The organism is Actinokineospora pegani (assembly GCF_009745975.1).
In the GTDB taxonomy this organism is placed as follows: domain Bacteria; phylum Actinomycetota; class Actinomycetes; order Mycobacteriales; family Pseudonocardiaceae; genus Actinokineospora; species Actinokineospora pegani.
The window spans coordinates 21,537-41,238 of sequence record NZ_WHOL01000091.1; the positions used below are offsets into that span (position 1 = coordinate 21,537).

General features: G+C 72.0%; 18 protein-coding genes. 9 read left to right on the top strand and 9 right to left on the bottom strand.

Annotation, left to right across the window (positions count from 1 at the left end; all coding sequences use genetic code 11):
- Positions 1–44: 44 nt before the first annotated feature.
- The 4 genes from GCL84_RS15730 to GCL84_RS15745 are packed head-to-tail and all read left to right on the top strand — an operon-like array spanning position 45 to position 4,289.
- Positions 45–962, top strand: coding sequence for a branched-chain amino acid ABC transporter permease (locus tag GCL84_RS15730; protein ID WP_156756217.1), 918 nt, complete (start codon positions 45–47; stop codon positions 960–962).
- Positions 962–2,734: a branched-chain amino acid ABC transporter permease gene (locus GCL84_RS15735; protein ID WP_156756218.1), complete on the top strand. Its 1,773-nt coding sequence runs from the start codon at positions 962–964 to the stop codon at positions 2,732–2,734. Before GCL84_RS15730 ends, GCL84_RS15735 begins: the two co-directional genes overlap by 1 nt.
- On the top strand, positions 2,731–3,576 hold the full coding sequence (locus GCL84_RS15740) for an ABC transporter ATP-binding protein (protein ID WP_235926302.1): 846 nt from the start codon (positions 2,731–2,733) through the stop codon (positions 3,574–3,576). The genes GCL84_RS15735 and GCL84_RS15740 overlap by 4 nt, the downstream gene beginning before the upstream one ends.
- Complete coding sequence (locus GCL84_RS15745; RefSeq protein WP_156756219.1) at positions 3,573–4,289, top strand: ABC transporter ATP-binding protein; 717 nt, start codon at positions 3,573–3,575, stop codon at positions 4,287–4,289. Before GCL84_RS15740 ends, GCL84_RS15745 begins: the two co-directional genes overlap by 4 nt.
- Positions 4,290–4,388: 99 nt before the next feature.
- Here the strand turns inward: GCL84_RS15745 and GCL84_RS15750 are convergent, their stop codons facing one another.
- Both GCL84_RS15750 and GCL84_RS15755 read right to left on the bottom strand, forming a co-directional pair.
- Positions 4,389–4,904: a GNAT family N-acetyltransferase gene (locus GCL84_RS15750; protein WP_235926303.1), complete on the bottom strand. Its 516-nt coding sequence runs from the start codon at positions 4,902–4,904 to the stop codon at positions 4,389–4,391.
- Positions 4,905–4,957: 53 nt separating this feature from the next.
- Entirely contained in the window at positions 4,958–5,359 is a 402-nt protein-coding gene (locus tag GCL84_RS15755; RefSeq protein ID WP_156756310.1) for a hotdog fold thioesterase, read from the bottom strand.
- 102 nt (positions 5,360–5,461) lie between these two features.
- On the opposite strand from GCL84_RS15755, the gene polA reads away from it, so the two are divergent.
- The 3 genes from polA to GCL84_RS15770 all read left to right on the top strand — a co-directional run bounded on the left by polA (position 5,462) and on the right by GCL84_RS15770 (position 9,515).
- Positions 5,462–8,209, top strand: a complete 2,748-nt coding sequence (gene polA / locus GCL84_RS15760) for a DNA polymerase I (RefSeq protein WP_197523282.1) — start codon at positions 5,462–5,464, stop codon at positions 8,207–8,209.
- 121 nt (positions 8,210–8,330) lie between these two features.
- Positions 8,331–8,957 carry a 5,6-dimethylbenzimidazole synthase gene (gene bluB / locus GCL84_RS15765; protein WP_156756220.1) on the top strand — a complete coding sequence of 209 codons (627 nt, stop codon included), beginning with the start codon at positions 8,331–8,333 and terminating at the stop codon, positions 8,955–8,957.
- 54 nt (positions 8,958–9,011) lie between these two features.
- On the top strand, positions 9,012–9,515 hold the full coding sequence (locus GCL84_RS15770; protein ID WP_156756221.1) for a Rossmann-fold NAD(P)-binding domain-containing protein: 504 nt from the start codon (positions 9,012–9,014) through the stop codon (positions 9,513–9,515).
- A 29-nt stretch (positions 9,516–9,544) separates the two neighbouring features.
- Here the strand turns inward: GCL84_RS15770 and GCL84_RS15775 are convergent, their stop codons facing one another.
- The 5 genes from GCL84_RS15775 to GCL84_RS15795 form a co-directional block, all read right to left on the bottom strand.
- Positions 9,545–10,138: a TetR/AcrR family transcriptional regulator gene (locus GCL84_RS15775; protein WP_156756222.1), complete on the bottom strand. Its 594-nt coding sequence runs from the start codon at positions 10,136–10,138 to the stop codon at positions 9,545–9,547.
- Positions 10,135–12,114 carry a YhgE/Pip family protein gene (locus GCL84_RS15780; protein WP_156756223.1) on the bottom strand — a complete coding sequence of 660 codons (1,980 nt, stop codon included), beginning with the start codon at positions 12,112–12,114 and terminating at the stop codon, positions 10,135–10,137. The genes GCL84_RS15775 and GCL84_RS15780 overlap by 4 nt, the downstream gene beginning before the upstream one ends.
- On the bottom strand, positions 12,111–12,749 hold the full coding sequence (locus GCL84_RS15785) for an ABC transporter ATP-binding protein (RefSeq protein WP_156756224.1): 639 nt from the start codon (positions 12,747–12,749) through the stop codon (positions 12,111–12,113). The genes GCL84_RS15780 and GCL84_RS15785 overlap by 4 nt, the downstream gene beginning before the upstream one ends.
- Positions 12,750–12,841: 92 nt before the next feature.
- Positions 12,842–13,759, bottom strand: coding sequence for a GNAT family N-acetyltransferase (locus GCL84_RS15790; protein WP_156756225.1), 918 nt, complete (start codon positions 13,757–13,759; stop codon positions 12,842–12,844).
- On the bottom strand, positions 13,756–14,580 hold the full coding sequence (locus GCL84_RS15795) for a class I SAM-dependent methyltransferase (protein ID WP_156756226.1): 825 nt from the start codon (positions 14,578–14,580) through the stop codon (positions 13,756–13,758). The genes GCL84_RS15790 and GCL84_RS15795 overlap by 4 nt, the downstream gene beginning before the upstream one ends.
- 288 nt (positions 14,581–14,868) lie before the next feature.
- On the opposite strand from GCL84_RS15795, the gene rpsA reads away from it, so the two are divergent.
- Both rpsA and coaE read left to right on the top strand, forming a co-directional pair.
- The gene (rpsA, locus tag GCL84_RS15800) at positions 14,869–16,383 is read left to right on the top strand and encodes a 30S ribosomal protein S1 (protein WP_156756227.1); all 1,515 of its coding nucleotides are present in this window, start codon (positions 14,869–14,871) and stop codon (positions 16,381–16,383) included.
- 426 nt (positions 16,384–16,809) lie between these two features.
- Entirely contained in the window at positions 16,810–17,991 is a 1,182-nt protein-coding gene (gene coaE / locus GCL84_RS15805; protein WP_156756312.1) for a dephospho-CoA kinase, read from the top strand.
- 359 nt (positions 17,992–18,350) lie between these two features.
- Here the strand turns inward: coaE and GCL84_RS15810 are convergent, their stop codons facing one another.
- Positions 18,351–18,869: a DUF402 domain-containing protein gene (locus tag GCL84_RS15810; protein WP_156756228.1), complete on the bottom strand. Its 519-nt coding sequence runs from the start codon at positions 18,867–18,869 to the stop codon at positions 18,351–18,353.
- A gap of 143 nt (positions 18,870–19,012) precedes the next feature.
- Positions 19,013–19,636, bottom strand: a complete 624-nt coding sequence (locus GCL84_RS15815; RefSeq protein ID WP_156756229.1) for a DUF402 domain-containing protein — start codon at positions 19,634–19,636, stop codon at positions 19,013–19,015.
- Between the last annotated feature and the right edge of the window lie 66 nt (positions 19,637–19,702).

The window sequence follows — 19,702 nt, forward strand, 5'->3', positions numbered from 1 at the left end:
GGGGGTGGGCTGACAGCCCACCCCCGCCGCGCACGGAGGTAGATGTGACGACGCTGTTGCAACAAATCGCCAACGGCATCGCGTTGGGAGCCACGATCGGGCTGATCGCCCTTGGCTACACGATGGTGTACGGCATCATCCAGCTCATCAACTTCGCCCACGGCGAGGTGTTCATGGTCGGCGCCTTCGGCGGACTGGCGGTGCACCGCTGGCTGCTGCCCGAGGCCTGGCAGGGCGACTGGTACATCAGCCTGCCGCTGATGATCGTCGGCGGCGTGGTGGTCGCGGTGACGATCGCGCTGATCATGGAGCGCTTCGCCTACCGGCCACTGCGCAACGCGCCCAGACTCGCGCCGCTGATCACCGCCCTCGGCGTGTCGATCGTGCTGCAGGAGGCCATCCGGATCTGGTTCCCGAACGCCGAGTCCGCGCAGGCCTACCCGAAGGCGTTCATCGACGCCCAGGTCGACCTCGGCCCGGTGTCGATCTCGGCCTCGAAGCTGCTGATCATCGTCGTGTCGGTGGCGCTGTCGGTCGGGCTGCAGCTCTACGTCACCAAGTCCAGGATGGGCCGGGCCATGCGCGCCACCGCCCAGGACCGCGACACCGCCCGGCTCATGGGGGTCAACCCCGACCGGGTCATCGTGCTCACCTTCCTCATCGGCGCCGCGCTCGCGGGCGTGGCCGGGGTGCTCTACGGCGTCGACATCACCAACGTCGACAACGCCATCGGCTTCCAGAACGGCATCTTCGCCTTCACCGCGGCCGTGCTCGGCGGCATCGGCAGCCTGCGCGGCGCGGTCATCGGCGCCTTCATCATCGGCCTGATCAAGACCCTGGGCGGCCAGTACATGCCGGGCGGCACCCAGTACGACTACGTCTGGATCTTCGTCGTGTTGATCTTCGTCCTGGTGTTCCGACCCCAGGGTCTGTTCGGCGAGGCCGAGAGGGTGCGTGCCTGATGACGACGACAACCGCGACCGTGCGGTCGCGCCCCCGGATCACCCTCGCGCCCACGCTGGCCAAGCCGCTGGCGGCCGCGGGCGGCGTCCTGGCGGTCATCGCCGCGCTGCTGCCCTGGACGACGTTCGTCCTGTTCGACAACGACGAGGTCAACCCCTCCCTGCAGTACTTCGACGCCCCGTTCGCCCTGTCCGGGTACCGGCTGCACACCATGCTGCTGGGCCTGGCGGTGCTCGTCGTGGCGTTCGTGCCGAGGATCCCGGGCCGGGCCAGGGCGCAGCGCGCGCTGGGCTTCGGCATCGCGGCCATCGGCTTGATCAGCCTGATCTTCCTCAGCTACAACGGCGGCGGCGTCGGCACCGTGACCGCCGCCGACGGCGACGCCGCGTTCGGCGCGGTCGTCGCGCTGGTCGCGGGTGTGCTGGTCGTGCTGTCGGCGATCGCGGCCGGGATCACCGACATCCCCGACTTCCCCACCAGGCTGCCCAGGCTCGCCGCCTACGGCGCCCTGGTCCTCGCCTTCGCCGCCATCCTGTTCCTGGTGGCCGAGACGCTGACCGCCGGTGGCCGCAGCGGCGTGAGCAACCCCTACGCGGGCCCGACCTTCCTCGCCTTCCTCGGCATGGCGGGCGGCGTGCTCGGCGCGCTCAGCGGTGTGGGCGTGGTCCGCTGGATCTCGGCGCTGTCCGAGCGGCACCGGGCGTTCTCGATCATCATCCTGGTGCTGTGCGCGCTTTCGCTGCCGCTGACCTCGGCGGGCAACGCCTACTGGATGACGGTCGCCACGACCATCGGCGTCTACGCCGCCACCGCCATCGGCCTCAACGTCGTCGTCGGCCTCGCGGGCCTGCTCGACCTGGGGTACGTGGCGTTCATGGGCGTCGGCGCGTTCGTCGCGGCCAACCTGTCCGGCGCGGCGACCTCCAAGCTGGGCATCGAGCTGCCGTTCCCGGTCGCCGCGCTGATCGCGGCGATCCTGGCGGGCATCGTCGGCGCCATCGTCGGCTCCCCGACGCTGCGCGTGCGCGGCGACTACCTGGCCATCGTCACACTGGCCTTCGGCGAGATCTTCACCCGCTCCGCGCAGAACGACATCGGCGGGCTGACCGGCGGCTCCAACGCCATCCCGCGCATCCCGGACGTGGAACTGGGCGGCACCGCGTTCAACGAGGAGATCCAGGTCGGCGGTCTCGAGCTGCCCGGCGGCGTGCTGTACTACTTCATGATCGTGCTGGTCGTCGGCGCGGTCATGGCGGTGTTCGCCAACCTCAAGAACAGCCGCGCGGGCCGCGCCTGGATCGCCATCCGCGAGGACGAGGACGCCGCGCGGGCGATGGGCATCAGGACCGGCAAGGCCAAGATCATGGCGTTCCTGGTCGGCGCCACCCTGGCCGGGCTGGCGGGGGCGATCTTCGCGCACAAGCTGACCATCGCCTCGTTCGACAGCTTCAAGTTCCTGGAGTCGGTGACGCTGCTCGCCGCGGTGATCCTCGGCGGCATGGGCACCATCCCCGGGGCCGTGCTCGGCGCGTCGCTGCTGTTCGTGCTGCCGGAGAAGCTGCGCGAGTTCGACGACTACCGGCTGCTGCTGTTCGGCCTCGCGCTCATCCTGATCATGCGGTTCCGGCCGCAGGGCCTGGTGCCCGACCGGGTGCGCAGAGCCGAGTTGGCCGGTGAGACGGCGACCGGGAAGTCCATCGACGAAGAGGAAGCGCTCGTGGTCGAACAGGAGCACGACGGGCCCACTGGCAAGAAGGGGGGCACGGCGTGACCGCCGACCCGATCGCCGCGGGCGCGCCCGTGCTGCACGCCCAGGACGTCACGATGGTCTTCGGTGGCCTGGTCGCGCTCAACAAGGTCTCGCTGACCCTGGAGCAGGGCCAGGTCGCCGGGCTGATCGGCCCCAACGGCGCGGGCAAGACCACCTTCTTCAACTGCCTCACCGGCCTCTACACCCCGACCTCCGGGCGGGTGCTGCTCAACGGCGCCCGGCTGGCAGGCGACCCCGCCAAGGTCACCATCGCCGGGGTGGCGCGCACCTTCCAGAACATCCGCCTGTTCCCGAACATGACGGTGCTGGAGAACGTGCTGGTCGGGCGGCACAGCCGGATGAAGCAGGACCCGGTGTCCACGCTGCTGCGGCTGCCCGCCTTCCACCGCGGCGAGCGGGCGGCCAAGGAGCGGGCGCGCGAGCTGCTGGCGTTCGTCGGCCTCACCCGGGCCGAGGACGAGGTGGCGCGCAACCTGCCCTACGGCGACCAGCGCAGGCTCGAGATCGCCCGCGCGCTGGCCACCGACCCCAGCGTGCTGCTGCTCGACGAGCCCACCGCGGGCATGAACCCGCAGGAGACCGAGGCGACCCGGCAGCTCATCCTGCGCATCCGGGAGACCGGGGTGTCCGTGGTCGTCATCGAGCACGACATCAAGTTCATCTTCGGCCTGTGCGACAAGGTCAGCGTCCTGGTGCAGGGCGAGCTGCTGGTGGAGGGCACGCCCGAGGTGGTCCGCGCCGACCCGCGGGTCATCGAGGCCTACCTGGGCAAGCCCCCGGAGGAGATCGAGGCCGACGCCCGCACCGCGGCCGAGGAGCACGACAAGGGGGAGCAGGCATGAGCCCGCTGCTGGAAGTCGGCGACCTCAGCGTCGCCTACGGCGCCATCGAGGCGGTCCGCGACGTGACGTTCAGCGTCGACGAGGGGCAGATCGTCTCCCTCATCGGCGCCAACGGGGCGGGCAAGACCACCACCCTGCGCACCGTCTCGGGCCTGCTGCGGCCCCGGGCGGGCACCGTCCGGTTCGACGGCAGGGACATCTCCGGGCTGCCCGCGCACTCGATCCTCAACCTGGGGATCGCGCACTGCCCGGAGGGCAGGCGGACCTTCGGCCGGATGACGGTCGAGGAGAACCTGCTGCTCGGCGCCTACACCCGCGACGACGAGCCGGGCATCCAGTCCGACATCCGCCGCGTGTACGAGCTGTTCCCCGTCCTGGGCCAGCGCAAGAACCAGAAGGCGGGCCTGTTCTCCGGCGGCGAGCAGCAGATGCTCGCCATCGGCCGGGCGATGATGTCGCGACCACGGCTGCTCATGCTCGACGAGCCCTCCATGGGCCTGTCGCCGATCATGACCAACCTGATCTTCCAGACCATCTCCGAGCTCCAGTCGCAGGGCACCACGATCCTGCTGGTGGAGCAGAACGCGCTCGCCGCCCTGGCCCTGTCCGACCACGGCTACGTCATCGACCTGGGCGCCACCACCCTGGACGGCCCCGGCAAGGAACTCCTGGCCGACGAGCGCGTGCGCTCGGCCTACCTCGGCGAGGACTGATCTCCGGGGCGCGAGCACCGGATCGGGTGAAGCGGGGTCGCGTCCGGCGGGCGCGGCCCCGCTTCTCGTCGTCCTGGGGTCCTCGGTGGGCGCACGACTTCAGCGGGGGCGCGGCGCGGGCTCCCCGGCCACGCGGAATCGGAGCCGCGTGCTCGCGACCGCGGCTTCCGGCGGGTGCCGATCGATCTCCCCGACCGGTCCCACGGCGAGCGTGCTGACGACGGACCGCCACAAGGCCGCGGCAGGCGCGTTGCTGTGGTCGAAGGACAGCGTCCACACACCGGGGTGCCGGGCGAACAGGCGCCGGGCAGCTTCTCGAGCCACCCCCTGGCGCCGGTGACCGCGAGCCACGAAGAACTCGGCGACGTTCCACGAACCGTCGCCGTCGACATCCCCCCGGATCAACGCGAAGCCGGCAAGTCGGCCGTCGACGGTGATGAAGTGCGCCTCTCGGTCAGCCTCGGTGAAGTAGCCGTCGAGGTGGCGGTAGGTGAACGTGCCGTGCCAGGTCAGCGCGAGGTCGCGGATGTCGGAGAAGTCGTAGAGGTAGAACTGGATCAGGTTCGCCAGCACGGACCTGTCCGCCTCGTCGACGGTCATGAGTTCGACATCCACGGGGCCGCAGTGTTCCCGAGGACCGCCTGCGGGCGCGAACGGCTTTGGGGGAGCTACTTCGCCCCGCCCGGCGCGCGGTCGACCGCGACGCAGGTGAGGCGGGCGGTGCAGGTGCGCTTGCCGCTCTCCTCGGTTATCACGATCTCGAAGGTCGAAGTGCTGCGACCCAGGTGCAGGGGCTCGCACACCGCCGTCACGACGCCGGAGCGGGCGGCGCGGTGGTGGGTGCAGGACAGCTCCAGGCCGACGACGAGCTTGCCCTCCGGGGCGTTGAGCGCGGCGGCGATCGAGCCCACCGTCTCGGCCAGGACCGCGTTGGCGCCGCCGTGCAGCAGGCCGTAGGGCTGCAGGTTGCCCTCGACCGGCATCGTGGCCACCAGGCGGGCCGGGGTCCAGTCGACGACCTCGATGCCGAGCTTGTCGGCGAGCAACTGGTCGGCGGCGGCGGGGTCCATGCCGGGGAACTTGCCCGGGTCGGCGCTCACGGGCCCTCCTGACGGGTGATCGGAGCCCGGCCCTGGCCGGGACTGTCGGTGCCCCACCCTAGACTCGCCCGCGTGCCAGCCAAGACCCAGACCCGCGCCACCAAGCCCGCCGCGAAGCCCACCGCCAAGTCAGGCCCACGCCTGCTGCTCATCGATGGGCACTCGATGGCGTACCGGGCCTTCTTCGCCCTGCCGAAGGAGAACTTCGCCACCGCGACCGGCCAGCACACCAACGCCGTCTACGGCTTCACCTCGATGCTGATCAACCTGCTGCGCGACGAGGCGCCCACCCACCTGGCGGTGTGCTTCGACGTCTCGCGCAAGACCTTCCGCAGCGAGCAGTTCGCCGACTACAAGGCCAACCGGTCCTCGAGCCCGGACGAGTTCAAGGGCCAGGTCAGCCTGATCCAGGACGTGCTCGCCGCGCTGAACATCCCCACCCTGGCCAAGGACGGCTTCGAGGCCGACGACCTCATCGCCACCCTGACCACCTCGGCCGCCGCCGAGGGCATGCACGTGGCCATCTGCACCGGCGACCGCGACGCCCTGCAACTGGTCACCGACCAGGTCACCGTGCTCTACCCGGTCAAGGGCGTGTCCGAGCTGGCCCGCTACACCCCGGACGCGGTGCTGGAGAAGTACGGCGTCAGCGCGACCCAGTACCCCGACTTCGCCGCCCTGCGCGGCGACCCCAGCGACAACCTGCCCAAGATCCCCGGGGTCGGCGAGAAGACGATCACCAAGTGGATGCAGCAGTTCGGCTCGCTGGCCGACCTGATCGACCGGGTCGACGAGGTCAAGGGCAAGGTCGGCGACGCGCTGCGGGCCAACCTGTCCAACGTGCAGCTCAACCGCCAGCTCACCGAGCTGGTCCGGGACGTGCCGCTGGAGCTGGCCCCGACCGACCTGGCCGTGCGCGACTGGGACCGCGACGCGGTGCACCGGCTCTTCGACGAGCTGGAGTTCCGGGTCCTGCGCGACCGGCTGTTCCAGACGCTGTCCACCGCCGAGCCGGAGGCCGAGGAGGGCTTCGAGGTCAGCGGCGGCGCGCTGGAGCCGGGGCAGCTCGCCGGGTGGCTGGCCGAGCACGCCCCCGCCGGGACCAGGATCGGGCTGTCGTTCCGCGACGAGTCGACCGGGGTGTCCGGGCAGGCCGTGGAGCTGCGGTCGGTCGCGCTGGCGACCACCGGCGGCGAGGGCGTGTTCGTCGACGTCACCACGCTGAGCGAGGAGGACGAGACCGCTTTCCGCGCGTGGCTGGCCGACCCGGGGCGGGTCAAGCTCGGCCACGACGTCAAGCGGTCGCTGCACGCCCTGCGCCACCGCGGCTGGGAGCTGCACGGCCTGGCCACCGACACCGCGCTCGCGGCCTACCTGGCCCGGCCCGGGCAGCGCACGTTCGCCCTCGACGACCTGGTGCTGCGCTACCTCAAGCGCGAGCTGCGGGTGGAGCAGGCCGACGGCGAGCAGCAGCTCTCCCTGCTCGACGACGAGGGCGACGACGAGCGCAAGCTCGCCTCGGGCGAGATCCTGCGCGCCCGCGCCATCGCGGAGTTGGCCGAGTCGCTCGACGAGGCGCTGCGCGAGACCGGGCAGGAGGCGCTGCTGACCGACATGGAGCTGCCGCTGCTGCGGGTGCTGGCCGAGCTGGAGGAGGTCGGCATCGCCGTCGACACCGACCGGCTGGCCGAGCTGGAGTCCGACTTCGCCGCGCGGGTGCGCGACGCCGAGCGGGCCGCGTTCGACGTCATCGGCAAGGAGATCAACCTCGGCTCGCCCAAGCAGCTCCAGGTGGTGCTGTTCGACGAGTTGCAGATGCCCAAGACCAAGCGGACCAAGACCGGCTACACCACCGACGCCGAGGCGCTCACGACCCTGTTCGAGCAGACCGAGCACCCGTTCCTGCGGCACATGCTCGAGCACCGCGACGCCACCCGGCTCAAGGTGACCGTCGAGGGCCTGATCAAGTCCACCGCCGACGACGGGCGCATCCACACCACGTTCAACCAGACCATCGCCGCCACCGGCAGGCTCTCCTCCACCGAGCCCAACCTGCAGAACATCCCGATCCGCACCGAGGCCGGGCGCACGATCCGCGAGGCGTTCGTGGTCGGCCCCGGGTTCGAGTCGCTGCTCACCGCCGACTACAGCCAGATCGAGATGCGGATCATGGCCCACCTGTCGGAGGACGCGGCGCTGATCGAGGCGTTCAACTCCGGGTTCGACTTCCACGCCGCCACCGCCGCCCGGGTCTTCGCCGTGGCGCCGACCGCGGTCACCGGCGAGCAGCGGGCCAAGATCAAGGCGATGAACTACGGCCTGGCCTACGGCCTGTCGGCGTACGGGCTCTCGCAGCAGTTGCGCATCTCCACCGAGGAGGCGCGCGGCCTGATGGACGACTACTTCCAGGGCTTCGGCGGCGTGCGCGACTACCTGCAGCAGGTCGTCGAGCGCGCCCGCAAGGAGGGCTACACCGAGACCATCTTCGGCCGCCGCAGGCTGCTGCCCGACCTGACAAGCGACAACCGCCAGCGCCGGGAGATGGCCGAGCGGATGGCGCTCAACGCCCCCATCCAGGGCAGCGCCGCCGACATCATCAAGGTGGCCATGCTCAACGTCCAGCGGGAGCTCAAGGCCCAGGGCCTGGCCAGCAAGGTCCTGCTCCAGGTCCACGACGAGCTGGTGCTGGACGTGGCCGCGGGCGAGAAGCAGGCCGCCGAGGACCTCGTCCGCGCCCAGATGGCCGCCGCGTTCACCCTCCGGGTGCCGCTGGACGTCTCGGTCGGCTTCGGCCGCTCCTGGAACGAGGCCGCCCACTGACCGACCCGGCGGCGCGTGGAGCGCGCGAACGAGGCTGGCGTGGTCGCGCCCGTGGCCATGACGAGGCCAGCCTGGCGGAGCGGTCGGCCCCGCGATGGGGGAGTGAAATAAGCTCACCTCTGTGGATGTGTACGAGGTCATCGGCAGACGCAGGGACGTGCGCGCGGAGTTCACCGGCGCCCCGCTCGACGACGAGACGCTGCGGCGGGTGCTCCAGGCGGCGCACGCGGCGCCCAGCGTGGGGATGTCGCAGCCGTGGGACTTCGTGCTCGTCCGCGACCCTGCCACCAAGCGGGCGTTCCACGGGCACGTGCACGAGGAGCGGGCCGCCTTCGCCGCGACGCTGGCGGGGGAGCGGGCGGAGACGTTCGAGCGGATCAAGATCGACGGCATCCTGGAGTCGACGCTGTCGGTCGTCGTCGGGTACGACCCCTCGCGCGGGTCGCCCTCGGTGCTGGGGCGGCACGCGATCGCCGACGCCGGGCTGTACTCGGTGTGCCTGGCGATCGAGAACCTGTGGCTGGCCGCGACCGCCGAGGGGCTGGGGGTGGGCTGGGTCAGCTTCTACCGCGAGGAGTTCCTGCGCGACCTGCTCGGCATGCCCGGGCACGTGCGGCCGGTGGCCTGGCTGTGCCTGGGCCCGGTCGCGGGCATGCAGGAGGTGCCCGACCTGGAGCGGCACGGGTGGCGTTCCAGGCTGCCGCTGGCCGACGTCCTGCACGAGGAGCGGTACACGCGGAAGGGTTGAGATCAGCCACGCTGGGTAATTTGCCTTCACCACTGTCGGTGAAGGGAGCGGGGCATGCGCGCGCTGGTCATCGGGGGCACCGGGTTGCTGAGCGGGGTGGCCGTGGAACTGGCCGGGCGCGGCTGGCGGGTGGTGCTCCCCAGCAGGCGCCCCGACCCCGGTGTCGCCTCGGGCGTGCGCTGGGTCAGCGCGGGCTGGTCCGCCCCCGACCCGCGCCTGCCCGCCCGGCTCGCGACAGCCCTCGGCGGCCCGGCCGACCTCGTGGTCGTCTGGGCCCACGGCGGGCTGCACGGTCCCATGGCCGACAACATCCTCCCGCTCCTGGCCGACGACGCCCCCATCGTCGAACTGCACAGCGGCGTCTCCTGCCCCGTCGCGGAGCACCCCGGCCACCCCAAGCACCGCGTCCTCCTCGGCCTGGTCGACTACGCGGGCCGCACCCGCCGCCTGAGCCCCGCCGAGACGACCGAGGCCACCCTCGCCGCCGTCGACCGCGCCACCGACGGCAAGCTGCCCAGCACCCACCAGGTCGGAATGCCCAAGCTGCTCGCGTCCTGAACCGGGCCACCAGGCGCGGCCGGGACCGGTCAGACCTTGCCGCGCAGCCCGCGCACCAGCAGCAGCACCGAGTCGCGGACCTCATCGCGGGTCTGCTCCGGGTCGAACACCTGCCAGTCCAGCGCGACGACGAGCACCGTGCCGAACAGCGACGCCGCCGCGGTGCGGACGCGGACGCCCTCGGGGAGGTCGCCCGCGTCCGCCAAGTGCTGGAGCTGGGTGCGGATGATGGCGGTGACCTGCTCGCGCAGCAGCGACAGGGTCTGCTGCCACTGGCCGGGGGTGCGCCAGAGCTCGCTGACGAGCAACTGGGCGAACGTCGGGTACTCGGCGAAGAAGGCCAGCATGCCGTCGACCAGGCCGCTGACGGTGTCCCACGGGCCCACGGCGGCCTCGGCGGTGCGCAGGCGGGCGGCGAGCAGGTCGACGCCGTAGCGCAGGAGGGCGTCGATGAGGCCGTCCTTGCTGCCGAAGTTGTAGTAGACGGTGCCCTTGGCGACCCCCGCCTCGGCGGCGATCTCGTCGACGGTGAGGCCGACCATGCCCCGGCTGCCCGCCAGCCGCAGCGTGGCGTCGAACAGCTTCTGCTTGGTGGCGCTGGTGCGTTCCGGTTTCGGGCTCACAGCACCAGCTCCGGGCGCAGCCGGGACGCCGTCCAGGTGCGTTGCCTGCGCGCCGCGATGGTCGAGACCACCAGACCTCCGATCAGGTACGCCGCGAGGACCCCCGCGTCAACGCCGAGCTGGGACAAGGGTCCACCGTAGAGCAGATGGCGCAAACCGTCGACGACGTAACCCATCGGCAGCGCTTTGTGCAGCGGGAGCAACAAATCCGGGAGCGTCTGCCACGGAAATGTGCCTCCGGCGCTGATCAGTTGCAGGATCAGCACGACCAGTGCCACGAACTTGCCCACCGGGCCGAGCAGCGCGTTGAGCGCGTGCACGACCGACACGAACGCCAGGCTCGTCAACACGAGGAAACCCAGTGTCGCCAACGGGTTCGCCGGGTGGATGCCGACCACACCGGTCACGACCGCGTACATCACGACAACCTGCGCGACACCGAGCAGCGCGGGGGTGAGCCACCCGGCGAGCGCGGTGCGGACCGCGGGGTGGCCCGCGGCCAGTGCGCGCGTCGACAGCGGGCGCACCACCAGGAACAGGACGAACGCGCCGATCCACGTGGCCAGGCCGAGGAAGAACGGGGCGAGGCCCGCGCCGTAGCTGCCCGCGCTGTTCTCGCCGACCTGCCGCACCGCCACCGGGTCGCCGATGGCGCGGGCGGTCTGGTCGCGGGTGGCGTCGTCGGGATCGGGGATCTGGCCCAGCCCGGCGGTCAGTCCGTCGTGGAGCGTGACCGCGCCGTCCGCGACGGATCGTGTGCCCGCGGCCAAGTTTGTGGCGCCCTCGGCGGCGGAACGCTCCCCGGATACCAATTCCCCCGATCCGTCGCGCAGGGCGGCGGTGCCGGTCGCCAGCTCCCGGCTTCCGTTGGCGGCGCGCGAGATCCCGTCCGCCAGCGCCGGGGTCGCCGCGGCCAGCGCGGCGCTGCCGTCGGCGACCCGCCGAGCCCCGCCCGCCAATTCATGAACGCTGGTGTTCGCTTGTTGCAAGCGGTCGTTGGCGTCCTCGACCGGACCGCGCAGCCCGTGCAGCGCCTCGACCGCTTGGCGGACTTGCCCTTCCGGGAGGCCCAGCGCGCGCAGCCGGGCGGCGGCGTCGACCTCCATCGCGTCGAACTGCCCGACGACCTCTTGCGCGGCTCCCGCCACTTGGGCGCCGCTGTCGGCGACGCGCCGCGTCCCGTCGGCGACCTGGCGCGCCCCGTCGGCCAACCGCGCGGCCTGGGCGGGCAGGTCCGCCGTCTTGTCGTCGAGCGCGCCCAGGCCGTCGGCGAGGGTCTTGGCCCCGTCCGCGGCGGTGGTCGAGCCGTTCGCGAGCCTGGTCGCGCCGTCGAGCAGCTCCCGCTGCCCGGTGGCCAGGGCCGCCGCGCCCGTCGCGGCCTGGCTGGAACCGTCGGCGAGCCGCGCCGCCCCGGTCGCCGCCTCCTGGGTGCGCTGGTGGATCGTGCCGAAGCCGACCAGGAACCGCTCGGCGGCCTCGGTCCCGACCTCGCTGGCCACCGACGCGCGCACCTCGGACACGACCCGGTCGGCGATCGTGCCGACGAGGTAGTTGTTGGCGTCGTTGGTGGTCACGGTGATGAGCCCCGGCCGGGGCCGCTCGCCCGCGCCGGAGGCCAGGGCGGCGGAGAAGTCGGCGGGCAGGGTGAGGGAGAAGGTGTAGCGGCCCTCGCGGACGCCGGACTCGGCGTCGTCGGCGGCGACCTCGTGCCAGTCGAAGGCGCCGGAGCCGTGCAGCTCGTCGGCGACCTGGCGGCCCGCGTTCCGGGTGGTCCCGTCGGGATCGGTCGTCCCGGTGTCGTCGACGACGAGGGCGGCGGGGATGCGGTCGAGCCGCTCGTAGGGGTCGGCGTTGGCGTAGAGGTACAGCGAGCCGTAGAGCAGGGGGACCAGCACCAGGGCGAGGACGGCCAGCTTGGGCAGGGTGCCCGAGGTCAGCCGCCGGAACTCCGACGCGGCCAGGCGCGGGGTGCTCACGCGATCGCCTCCTGGGCGAGGTCGAGGGGGCCGGGCTGCTCGACGCTGCCCAGCCGTGCGGGTTCCAAGGGCAGGGCGCGGGCCGCGGTGGCGCCGCACAGGACGACGACGGCCAGGCCCGCGCGGGCGTGCCTCAGCGCTGTGGGCCACCAGTCGCCGTGGTCTGCGGCGTGCCGGTCGGGGGTGTGGAGCACGAGCAGCCGCACCCCGCGGCGGCGTGCGGCGAGCGCGGTCAGCAGGGCGGTCCTGGCGGCGGGGGAGACGTTCTCGAACCGCGCCGCCCCGTCGACCCCGTGCTCGTCCAGCAGCGCGGCCACGTCCCGGCGCCGGGCCCGACCACCGCCGAGCGCCATCTCCTCGGCCACCACGTCGGCGGCGCGCAGCGCACCCTCCGGCTCGCTCACCCCCGGCGCGTCCACCAGTGCCGACCCGGCCCGCAGCGCGGCGGCCCCCGGCTCGACCGACCCGGCCGACAGCGCCATCCGCCCGGTCAACGCCAGCCCGAACGCGGTGTGCCCGGCGCCGGGCGGGCCCGCCACCAGGGCGAGCTGCCCGGGTCCGACCGCCAGCGACGTCGCCGCCAGCAGCGGACCGTGCGCCCCGTCGACCGCCACCCCGTCCGCGCGAACCCGCATACCGCCTCCTTTGAACTGACCAGTCAGTACAAAGAATGCGCCGCGCGGTGGACAACGTCAAACAGGCACAGGGTGATCTCGGCTACGCGCGGTCAGCGCAACGCGTCGGCGGGACGCAGCTCCCACACAGTCCACAGCGGGCGGTAGCCGCGCCGGGACCAGAACACGGGTGAGATGGGGTTGGGCGGGTTGTAGTAGAGGAACACCCCGGCCACGTCCTCGCCCGCCAGGTCCGCGTGCGCCGCGTCGACCAGCGCCGAGCCGACCCCCGTGCCGCGCGCGGTGGGCGCGACCGACACGCAGTTCAGGTAGCCCCACCTGCCGTGCGGCACCCGGGTCTCGGCCCAGGTCGCGGGCGCGGACACGGTGTGCCAGCCCTCGGCGTGGCCCACCGGCACCCCGTCGCGCTCGGCCAGCCACACCGGGTCGCCCTGGGCCAGGTGCACCGACAGCGCGGCGTGCTTGATCGCCCGCGCCTCCGGGCGCACCACCGCCCCGCCCACCTTGGCCGAGTAAGCCAGCTCCGCCATCGCCGAGTCGACCAGGAAGTCCATGTCCGCCCGGGTGCCCTGGCGCACCACCAGCCCGGCCTCCCGCCGCGGCGCGGGCGGGCCGGTCCGCACGGCCAGCACCGACAGCGGCACGAACCCGTGCGCCAGCAGCGCGCCGGTGGCCGCCACGTCCCGCGTCGGCCAGGACACCACGCACGCCGAGTCCGACCCGGGGGCCGCCCGCGCCAGCACCGCCGCCCAGCGGCGCAGCAGCACGTCCAGCGCCCCGCCGTCCAACCCGCCCAGCAGCGGGTGCAGCTCCCACACCTCCAGCGCCGACCACAGCGTCGGCGCGCTGCCCGGCGGGTGCTCGGTCCTGGTCACCACCCCGGCCGCGCGCTCCCCGTCCGGCAGCGCCGCGACCAGGACCTCCCCGTTCGGCGGCGCCACCGCGGGCGGCAGCAGCGGGTCGACCCGGGCGAACCGGGCCGACTGCGCCGCCAGCAGCGGACCGGTCACCGGCGGCAGCGGAAGATGGCCGTCCCGGGGAACCGCTCCCCGCGCAGCGGGCTCCACTGGCCCCACTCCTGCGCGTGCCCCTCCGGCCACTCCGGCTCGACCAGGTCGAACAGGGTGAACCCGGCGGCGTGCAGCGCGCGCACGTAGTCGCCGAGGGTGCGGTGGTGCTCGACGTAGGTCGGGGTGCCGTCGGCGTCGACCTCGACGTACGGGGTGCGGTCGAAGTAGGAGCCGGTGACGACGAGCCCGTCCGGGCCGGGGTCGTCCGGGAAGATCCACCGCATCGGGTGGGTCACGGCGAACGTCCAGCTCCCGCCCGGCCGCAGCACCCTGGCGACCTCGGCGAACGTCCCCGCCACGTCGGCGACGAACGGCACCGCGCCGAACGCCGAGCAGGCCAGGTCGAACGAGCCGGTGCGGAACGGCAGCCGCTCCGCGTTGCCCCGGACCAGCGGCACGTCGATGCCGGTCGCGGTGTTCGCCGCCCGGCCGTAGCGCAGCATCCCGGCCGACAGATCGATGCCGACGACGTTCGCCCCGCGCTCGCGCAGCCACCGCGCGCAGGACGCCGAGCCGCAGCCGACCTCCAGCACGTCGCGGCCGGAGACCTCGCCGAGCAGGTTGGCGTCCTCCTCGCGCAGTGACTCCGGGCACCACATGAAGTCGGTGACGCCGAGGAACTCGCCGTGCTCGGCGTGGTAGTCGTCGGCGTCGGCGTCCCACCAGGCGATGTTCGCCGCGACGGAGGCGGCCGAGTCGACCGCCACCCGCGCGACCCCGGTGGCGCCCAGGACGGCCTCGGCGCTGGTCTCGCTCGTCACCGGACCATGGTGGCAGCAGGCCGCTGACCACGGCCGTTCGAGGTACCCGGGTTTGCCCGCCTGGTGACCGGCCGCGTAGGATACATCCACGCAGTGGTATCGCGCCTTCAGCAGGTTTCCCCAGGGGTTTCCCCGCAGTCGGGAATCGACCTGCGGCGGCGGGTGTTGTCCGGAGTATGTCCTGCACGTGGGGTGTAAGTCGGCCGCCGTGATCCACTGCGGCAGACGAACTTCACGACGCAGAACCACGCCCAGCGACCCCCAATCCGTACCGGAGCCACCTACCCAATGTCCACCGACACCACCATTGTCCCCGACGCCTCCTCGACGAGGCCGCAGGTCGCCATCAACGACTTCGCGTCGGAGGAGGAGTTCCTCGCCGCGATCGATGCGACGATCAAGTACTTCAACGACGGCGACATCGTTGAAGGCACGATCGTCAAGGTCGACCGGGACGAGGTCCTGCTCGACATCGGCTACAAGACCGAGGGCGTCATCCCCTCGCGCGAGCTGTCGATCAAGCACGATGTCGATCCCGCCGACGTGGTCAGTGTCGGTGACGAGGTCGAGGCCCTCGTTCTCCAGAAGGAGGACAAGGAGGGCCGCCTGATCCTGTCCAAGAAGCGCGCTCAGTACGAGCGGGCCTGGGGCACGATCGAGGCGCTCAAGGAGTCGGACGAGCCGGTCAAGGGCACGGTCATCGAGGTCGTCAAGGGTGGCCTCATCCTCGACATCGGCCTCCGGGGCTTCCTCCCCGCGTCGCTGGTCGAGATGCGCCGCGTGCGCGACCTGCAGCCGTACGTGGGCCGCGAGCTCGAGGCCAAGATCATCGAGCTGGACAAGAACCGCAACAACGTGGTCCTGTCCCGCCGCGCGTGGCTCGAGCAGACCCAGTCCGAGGTCCGCAGCGAGTTCCTCAACCAGCTCCAGAAGGGCCAGGTCCGCAAGGGCGTCGTGTCCTCGATCGTCAACTTCGGTGCCTTCGTGGACCTCGGTGGCGTCGACGGCCTGGTGCACGTCTCGGAGCTGTCCTGGAAGCACATCGACCACCCCTCCGAGGTCGTCGAGGTCGGCCAGGAGGTCACCGTCGAGGTCCTCGACGTCGACATGGAGCGCGAGCGCGTGTCGCTGTCGCTCAAGGCGACGCAGGAAGACCCGTGGCGCCAGTTCGCCCGCACCCACGCGATCGGTCAGATCGTGCCGGGCAAGGTCACCAAGCTGGTTCCGTTCGGCGCGTTCGTCCGGGTGGACGAGGGCATCGAGGGCCTGGTCCACATCTCCGAGCTGGCCGAGCGCCACGTGGAGATCCCGGAGCAGGTCGTGCAGGTCGGCAACGACGTCATGGTCAAGGTCATCGACATCGACCTCGAGCGCCGTCGCATCTCGCTGTCGCTGAAGCAGGCGAACGAGGGCTTCACCACGGAGACCGAGTTCGACCCGACCCAGTACGGCATGGCCGCCGAGTACGACAACGAGGGCAACTACATCTACCCCGAGGGCTTCGACCCGGAGACCCAGGACTGGCAGGAAGGCTTCGACAAGCAGCGCGAGGAGTGGGAGCGCCAGTACGCCGAGGCGCACACCCGCTACGAGCAGCACATGAAGCAGATCGTCAAGGCCGCGGAGGCGGACGCCGCCGCCGAGGCCGAGGGCGTCATCGCGGCCGCCACCGGTGGCAGCACCAGTGGTGGCGAGCAGAGCTACTCCTCCGCGGGTTCGGAGAAGGCCGCCCAGTCGGGTGGCACTCTGGCCAGCGACGAGCAGCTCGCCGCTCTGCGGGAGAAGCTCTCCGGCGGCATGTGAGCCTGAGCTCTTCAGCGGAAACCCCCGAGACCACGCGGTCTCGGGGGTTTCCCCATTTTCGCTAGGACACGCCGTCCTCCTGCGCCGCTGCCCTCCCGGTCCCGGCAGCGGCCGAAGATCCGAGTGTTCGGCTCGGCCACGCAGCGAGCCCGCGCCAGACCCGTGCGGTCCCTTGCTCCCGCGCGCCCACCAGTGGCCCGACCAGGCTGGCGCCCACGGCGTCCTCGACCGAAGTCGCCATGGGACCACCAGGGAGCCGGTGTGCTGCTCGACGTCTCCCGCACCCTTGTCGCCGCGCACGACATGCTCACCGTCGTGGTTGCCGCGCTGCCGTCGCTGGTCACCGCGGCCGAGGCGGTTGCGGTGCTGTCCCGCATCGCCGACCGGGCCCTGAGCCCGCGGGCGTCCCCTGACACAATCGGTGCCATGCTGCGCGTAGGACTCACCGGGGGCATCGGGTCGGGCAAGTCGACGGTCGCGACCAGGCTCGCCGAGCACGGGGCGTTCGTGGTCGACTCCGACAAGATCGCCCGCGAGGTGGTGGAGCCGGGCACCGACGGCCTGCGCGAGCTGGCCGAGGCCTTCGGCGACGGCATCCTCGCCGCCGACGGCACCCTCGACCGCCCCGCCCTGGCCGCCATCGCCTTCACCGACGAGGCGACCCGCCAGCGGCTCAACGGCATCCTCCACCCCAAGATCGCCGCCCGCACCGCCGAACTGGTCAGCGCCGCGCCCGCCGAGGCCGTGGTCGTGCACGACGTGCCGCTGCTGGTGGAGAACCGGATGGGCTCGCTCTACCACCTGGTGATCGTCGTCGACGCCCCGGTCGAGGAGCGCGTGCGCAGGCTCGTGCGGTCCAGGGGCCTGGCCGAGCAGGACGCCCGCAACCGCATCGCCGCGCAGGCCACCGCGGCCGACCGCCGCGCCGCCGCCGACATCTGGCTGGACAACGGTGGCGCGCCCGACGTCGTGCAGCGCGCCGTCGACGCCCTGTGGGCCGACCGCCTGGTGCGCTTCGAGAGCAACATCCGGCTGCGCCGCGCCGACGACCGGGGCGCCCCGGTGATCGTCGAGGCCGACCCGGCGTGGGCCGACCGCGCCGCCCGGGTCGTGTCCCGGCTGCGGCTGGCCGCTGCCGAGAAAGCGCTCTCGGTCGACCACATCGGGTCGACGGCGGTGCCCGGCCTGGCCGCCAAGGACGTCATCGACGTGCAGGTCACCGTGCCCGACCTGGCCACCGCCGACGCCCTCGACGAGCCCCTCGCCGCCGCCGGCTTCCCCCGCCTGCCCGGCTTCGACCACGACGTCGACCACGCGGGCGGCCCCGACCTGCCCAAGCGCACCCACGTCAGCGCCGACCCGGCCACCTGGGTCAACGTGCACCTCCGGCCCGCGGGCGCGGCGAACCAGCGCTACGCGCTGCTCATGCCGGAGTGGCTGCGCCGCGACCCGGAGGCCGCCGCCGAGTACGAGGCGCTCAAGCGCGACCTCGCGGCCAAGGCCACCAGCATCCCGGAGTACGGCCGCCTCAAGGACGACTGGTTCACCGCGGCCGCCACCCGAGCCGAGGCCTGGGCGGCCCAGGTCGGCTGGCAACCCCAAGCCTGACCTCCCCGCGCGGCGCCCTCACTCGCACGGCACTCAAACCCCACCCGCGCGCACAAACCCCACCCGCGCGCACAAACCCCGCCTGCGCGCACAAACCCCGCCTGCACACACAAACCCCGCCTGCACACACAAACCCCGCCTGCACACACAAACCCCACCCACCACTGGGGGCCACCCTCGGTCCATTCTACCGGCCGAACCGCGCCAGAGCCCCGAAGTCGATCTTGCCTGTGGACAACTCAACGGAAGCCCGTCTAGCGCCTCTTCGCCGAGACCCGCCCAGCGAACGACCAGGCCGCCCGCCCGGAACCGTTGCGGCATGGGCGAACCGACAAGCCAACCCGACCGTTGACACTGCCCTAGTACGGCGGCCAGACCTCGAAGATGTGCTTGTGGGCGAGCCACGACGACAGGTCGTGGCGGACCCGGCTCAACTCCTCGAGCGTCCGGTGCACCGTGCACATCGCCAGGTCGGCGTCGCCGACGCGCAGGATGCGGCCCGCGACGGCGGCGGCGAACTCCTCGGAGTTGACGATCCGCGCCGCGGTCCCACCAGGGGCGGCGAGGCCAAGCAGCAGGTCGGTGCAGCGCCAGTAGCGGCCCTCGCGCAGCACCCGCACCGCTGACAGCACGCTCGGTCCGCCCTTGGCGTGCCGGGACCGGGGCTTCTGCTGGGTGAGCCGCAGGTTGTGCTCCGGCAGCAGCCAGGTGATCTCCGTGTCGGAGAAGGGGTCGTCCGGGGTCGTGTACTCCATACGCAAGCCCCAGCGCTCCACCTGGCAGACGCGCAGGGCGTGCGATGTCCCCGACGAGAAGCTGCGTACCGCGGTGGCGATGTCGACGATGTCGACAAGCTGCGGTGTGATGGCCGTCCCCACCTGGGCGAGCGTAGTCGGACACTTCGCCCGGGCGATTTCCGGAATCATTTCGTTATGTCACGAAAGCCCGGCGAAGAGATCTCTTTCGGGCTAATTTTCGCGATCATGACGTACTTTGCGTTGACTTTTTCCGGAATTGTCACTTAGTGGCAGAATTTGATCCAGGGCGGCTCGACACCCAGCGTGACCAGCCACGCGTCTACATCATAACCCGAACGGGCGATACCCTCGACGGCCCGGTATGTGCGCTCCATCGCTCGTCGCACCGTGGACGAATCCAGCAACCCGGCCCGCGCCGCGGCGACGAGTTCGTCGCTGTCCTCCACCCGGAGATCGCGACCCTCGCGCACCAGCACGTCCAAATAGAGGTCGAGCGTGCGCCAGACGGAATCCCCCGTCGACTCCGGGCTGCTGATGTCCACGACGTCGAGGTAGAAGTCGTGCCCCAGGTCGACCCCCGGCCGGGGCCGCCACCGCGACACCCGCAGGCCGTGCTCGGGCAGCAGCAGCGACTGGAAGTAGGCGATGCGCCGGTGCCCGTCGACCGGGCGCGCCATGAACAGGCCCCCGGGCAGCGCGCGGTAGACGTCCACCGCGCGCACGAAGCCCTTGGGGTCGGTGTTGGTCATCGCCGCCGGGTCGAACACCTCGACCTTGGGCGGGTGCACCTCGTGCTCGGTGTCGTCGCGGCGCGCGGGCGGCACGGGGAGTCCGGCGCCCGGCAGGGGGCGCCCCGCCCGGTGTGCGATCGCTCGTTCGGCTGCCATGAGGCCATCGTGCCGACTCGTGCGGTGTCCGCCCAGTGTTTTTGGCGGGTTTTGGACCGCCGATCG

Excerpts from the sequence above, each read along its gene's own strand:
- GCL84_RS15735 (WP_156756218.1), top strand. The coding sequence starts at position 962 with ATGACGACGACAACCGCGACCGTGCGGTCGCGCCCCCGGATCACCCTC.
- GCL84_RS15745 (WP_156756219.1), top strand. The coding sequence starts at position 3,573 with ATGAGCCCGCTGCTGGAAGTCGGCGACCTCAGCGTCGCCTACGGCGCC.
- GCL84_RS15755 (WP_156756310.1), bottom strand. The coding sequence starts at position 5,359 with ATGGACCCCGCCGCCGCCGACCAGTTGCTCGCCGACAAGCTCGGCATC.
- GCL84_RS15770 (WP_156756221.1), top strand. The coding sequence starts at position 9,012 with ATGCGCGCGCTGGTCATCGGGGGCACCGGGTTGCTGAGCGGGGTGGCC.
- GCL84_RS15785 (WP_156756224.1), bottom strand. The coding sequence starts at position 12,749 with ATGCGGGTTCGCGCGGACGGGGTGGCGGTCGACGGGGCGCACGGTCCG.
- rpsA (WP_156756227.1), top strand. The coding sequence starts at position 14,869 with ATGTCCACCGACACCACCATTGTCCCCGACGCCTCCTCGACGAGGCCG.
- coaE (WP_156756312.1), top strand. The coding sequence starts at position 16,810 with ATGCTGCGCGTAGGACTCACCGGGGGCATCGGGTCGGGCAAGTCGACG.
- GCL84_RS15815 (WP_156756229.1), bottom strand. The coding sequence starts at position 19,636 with ATGGCAGCCGAACGAGCGATCGCACACCGGGCGGGGCGCCCCCTGCCG.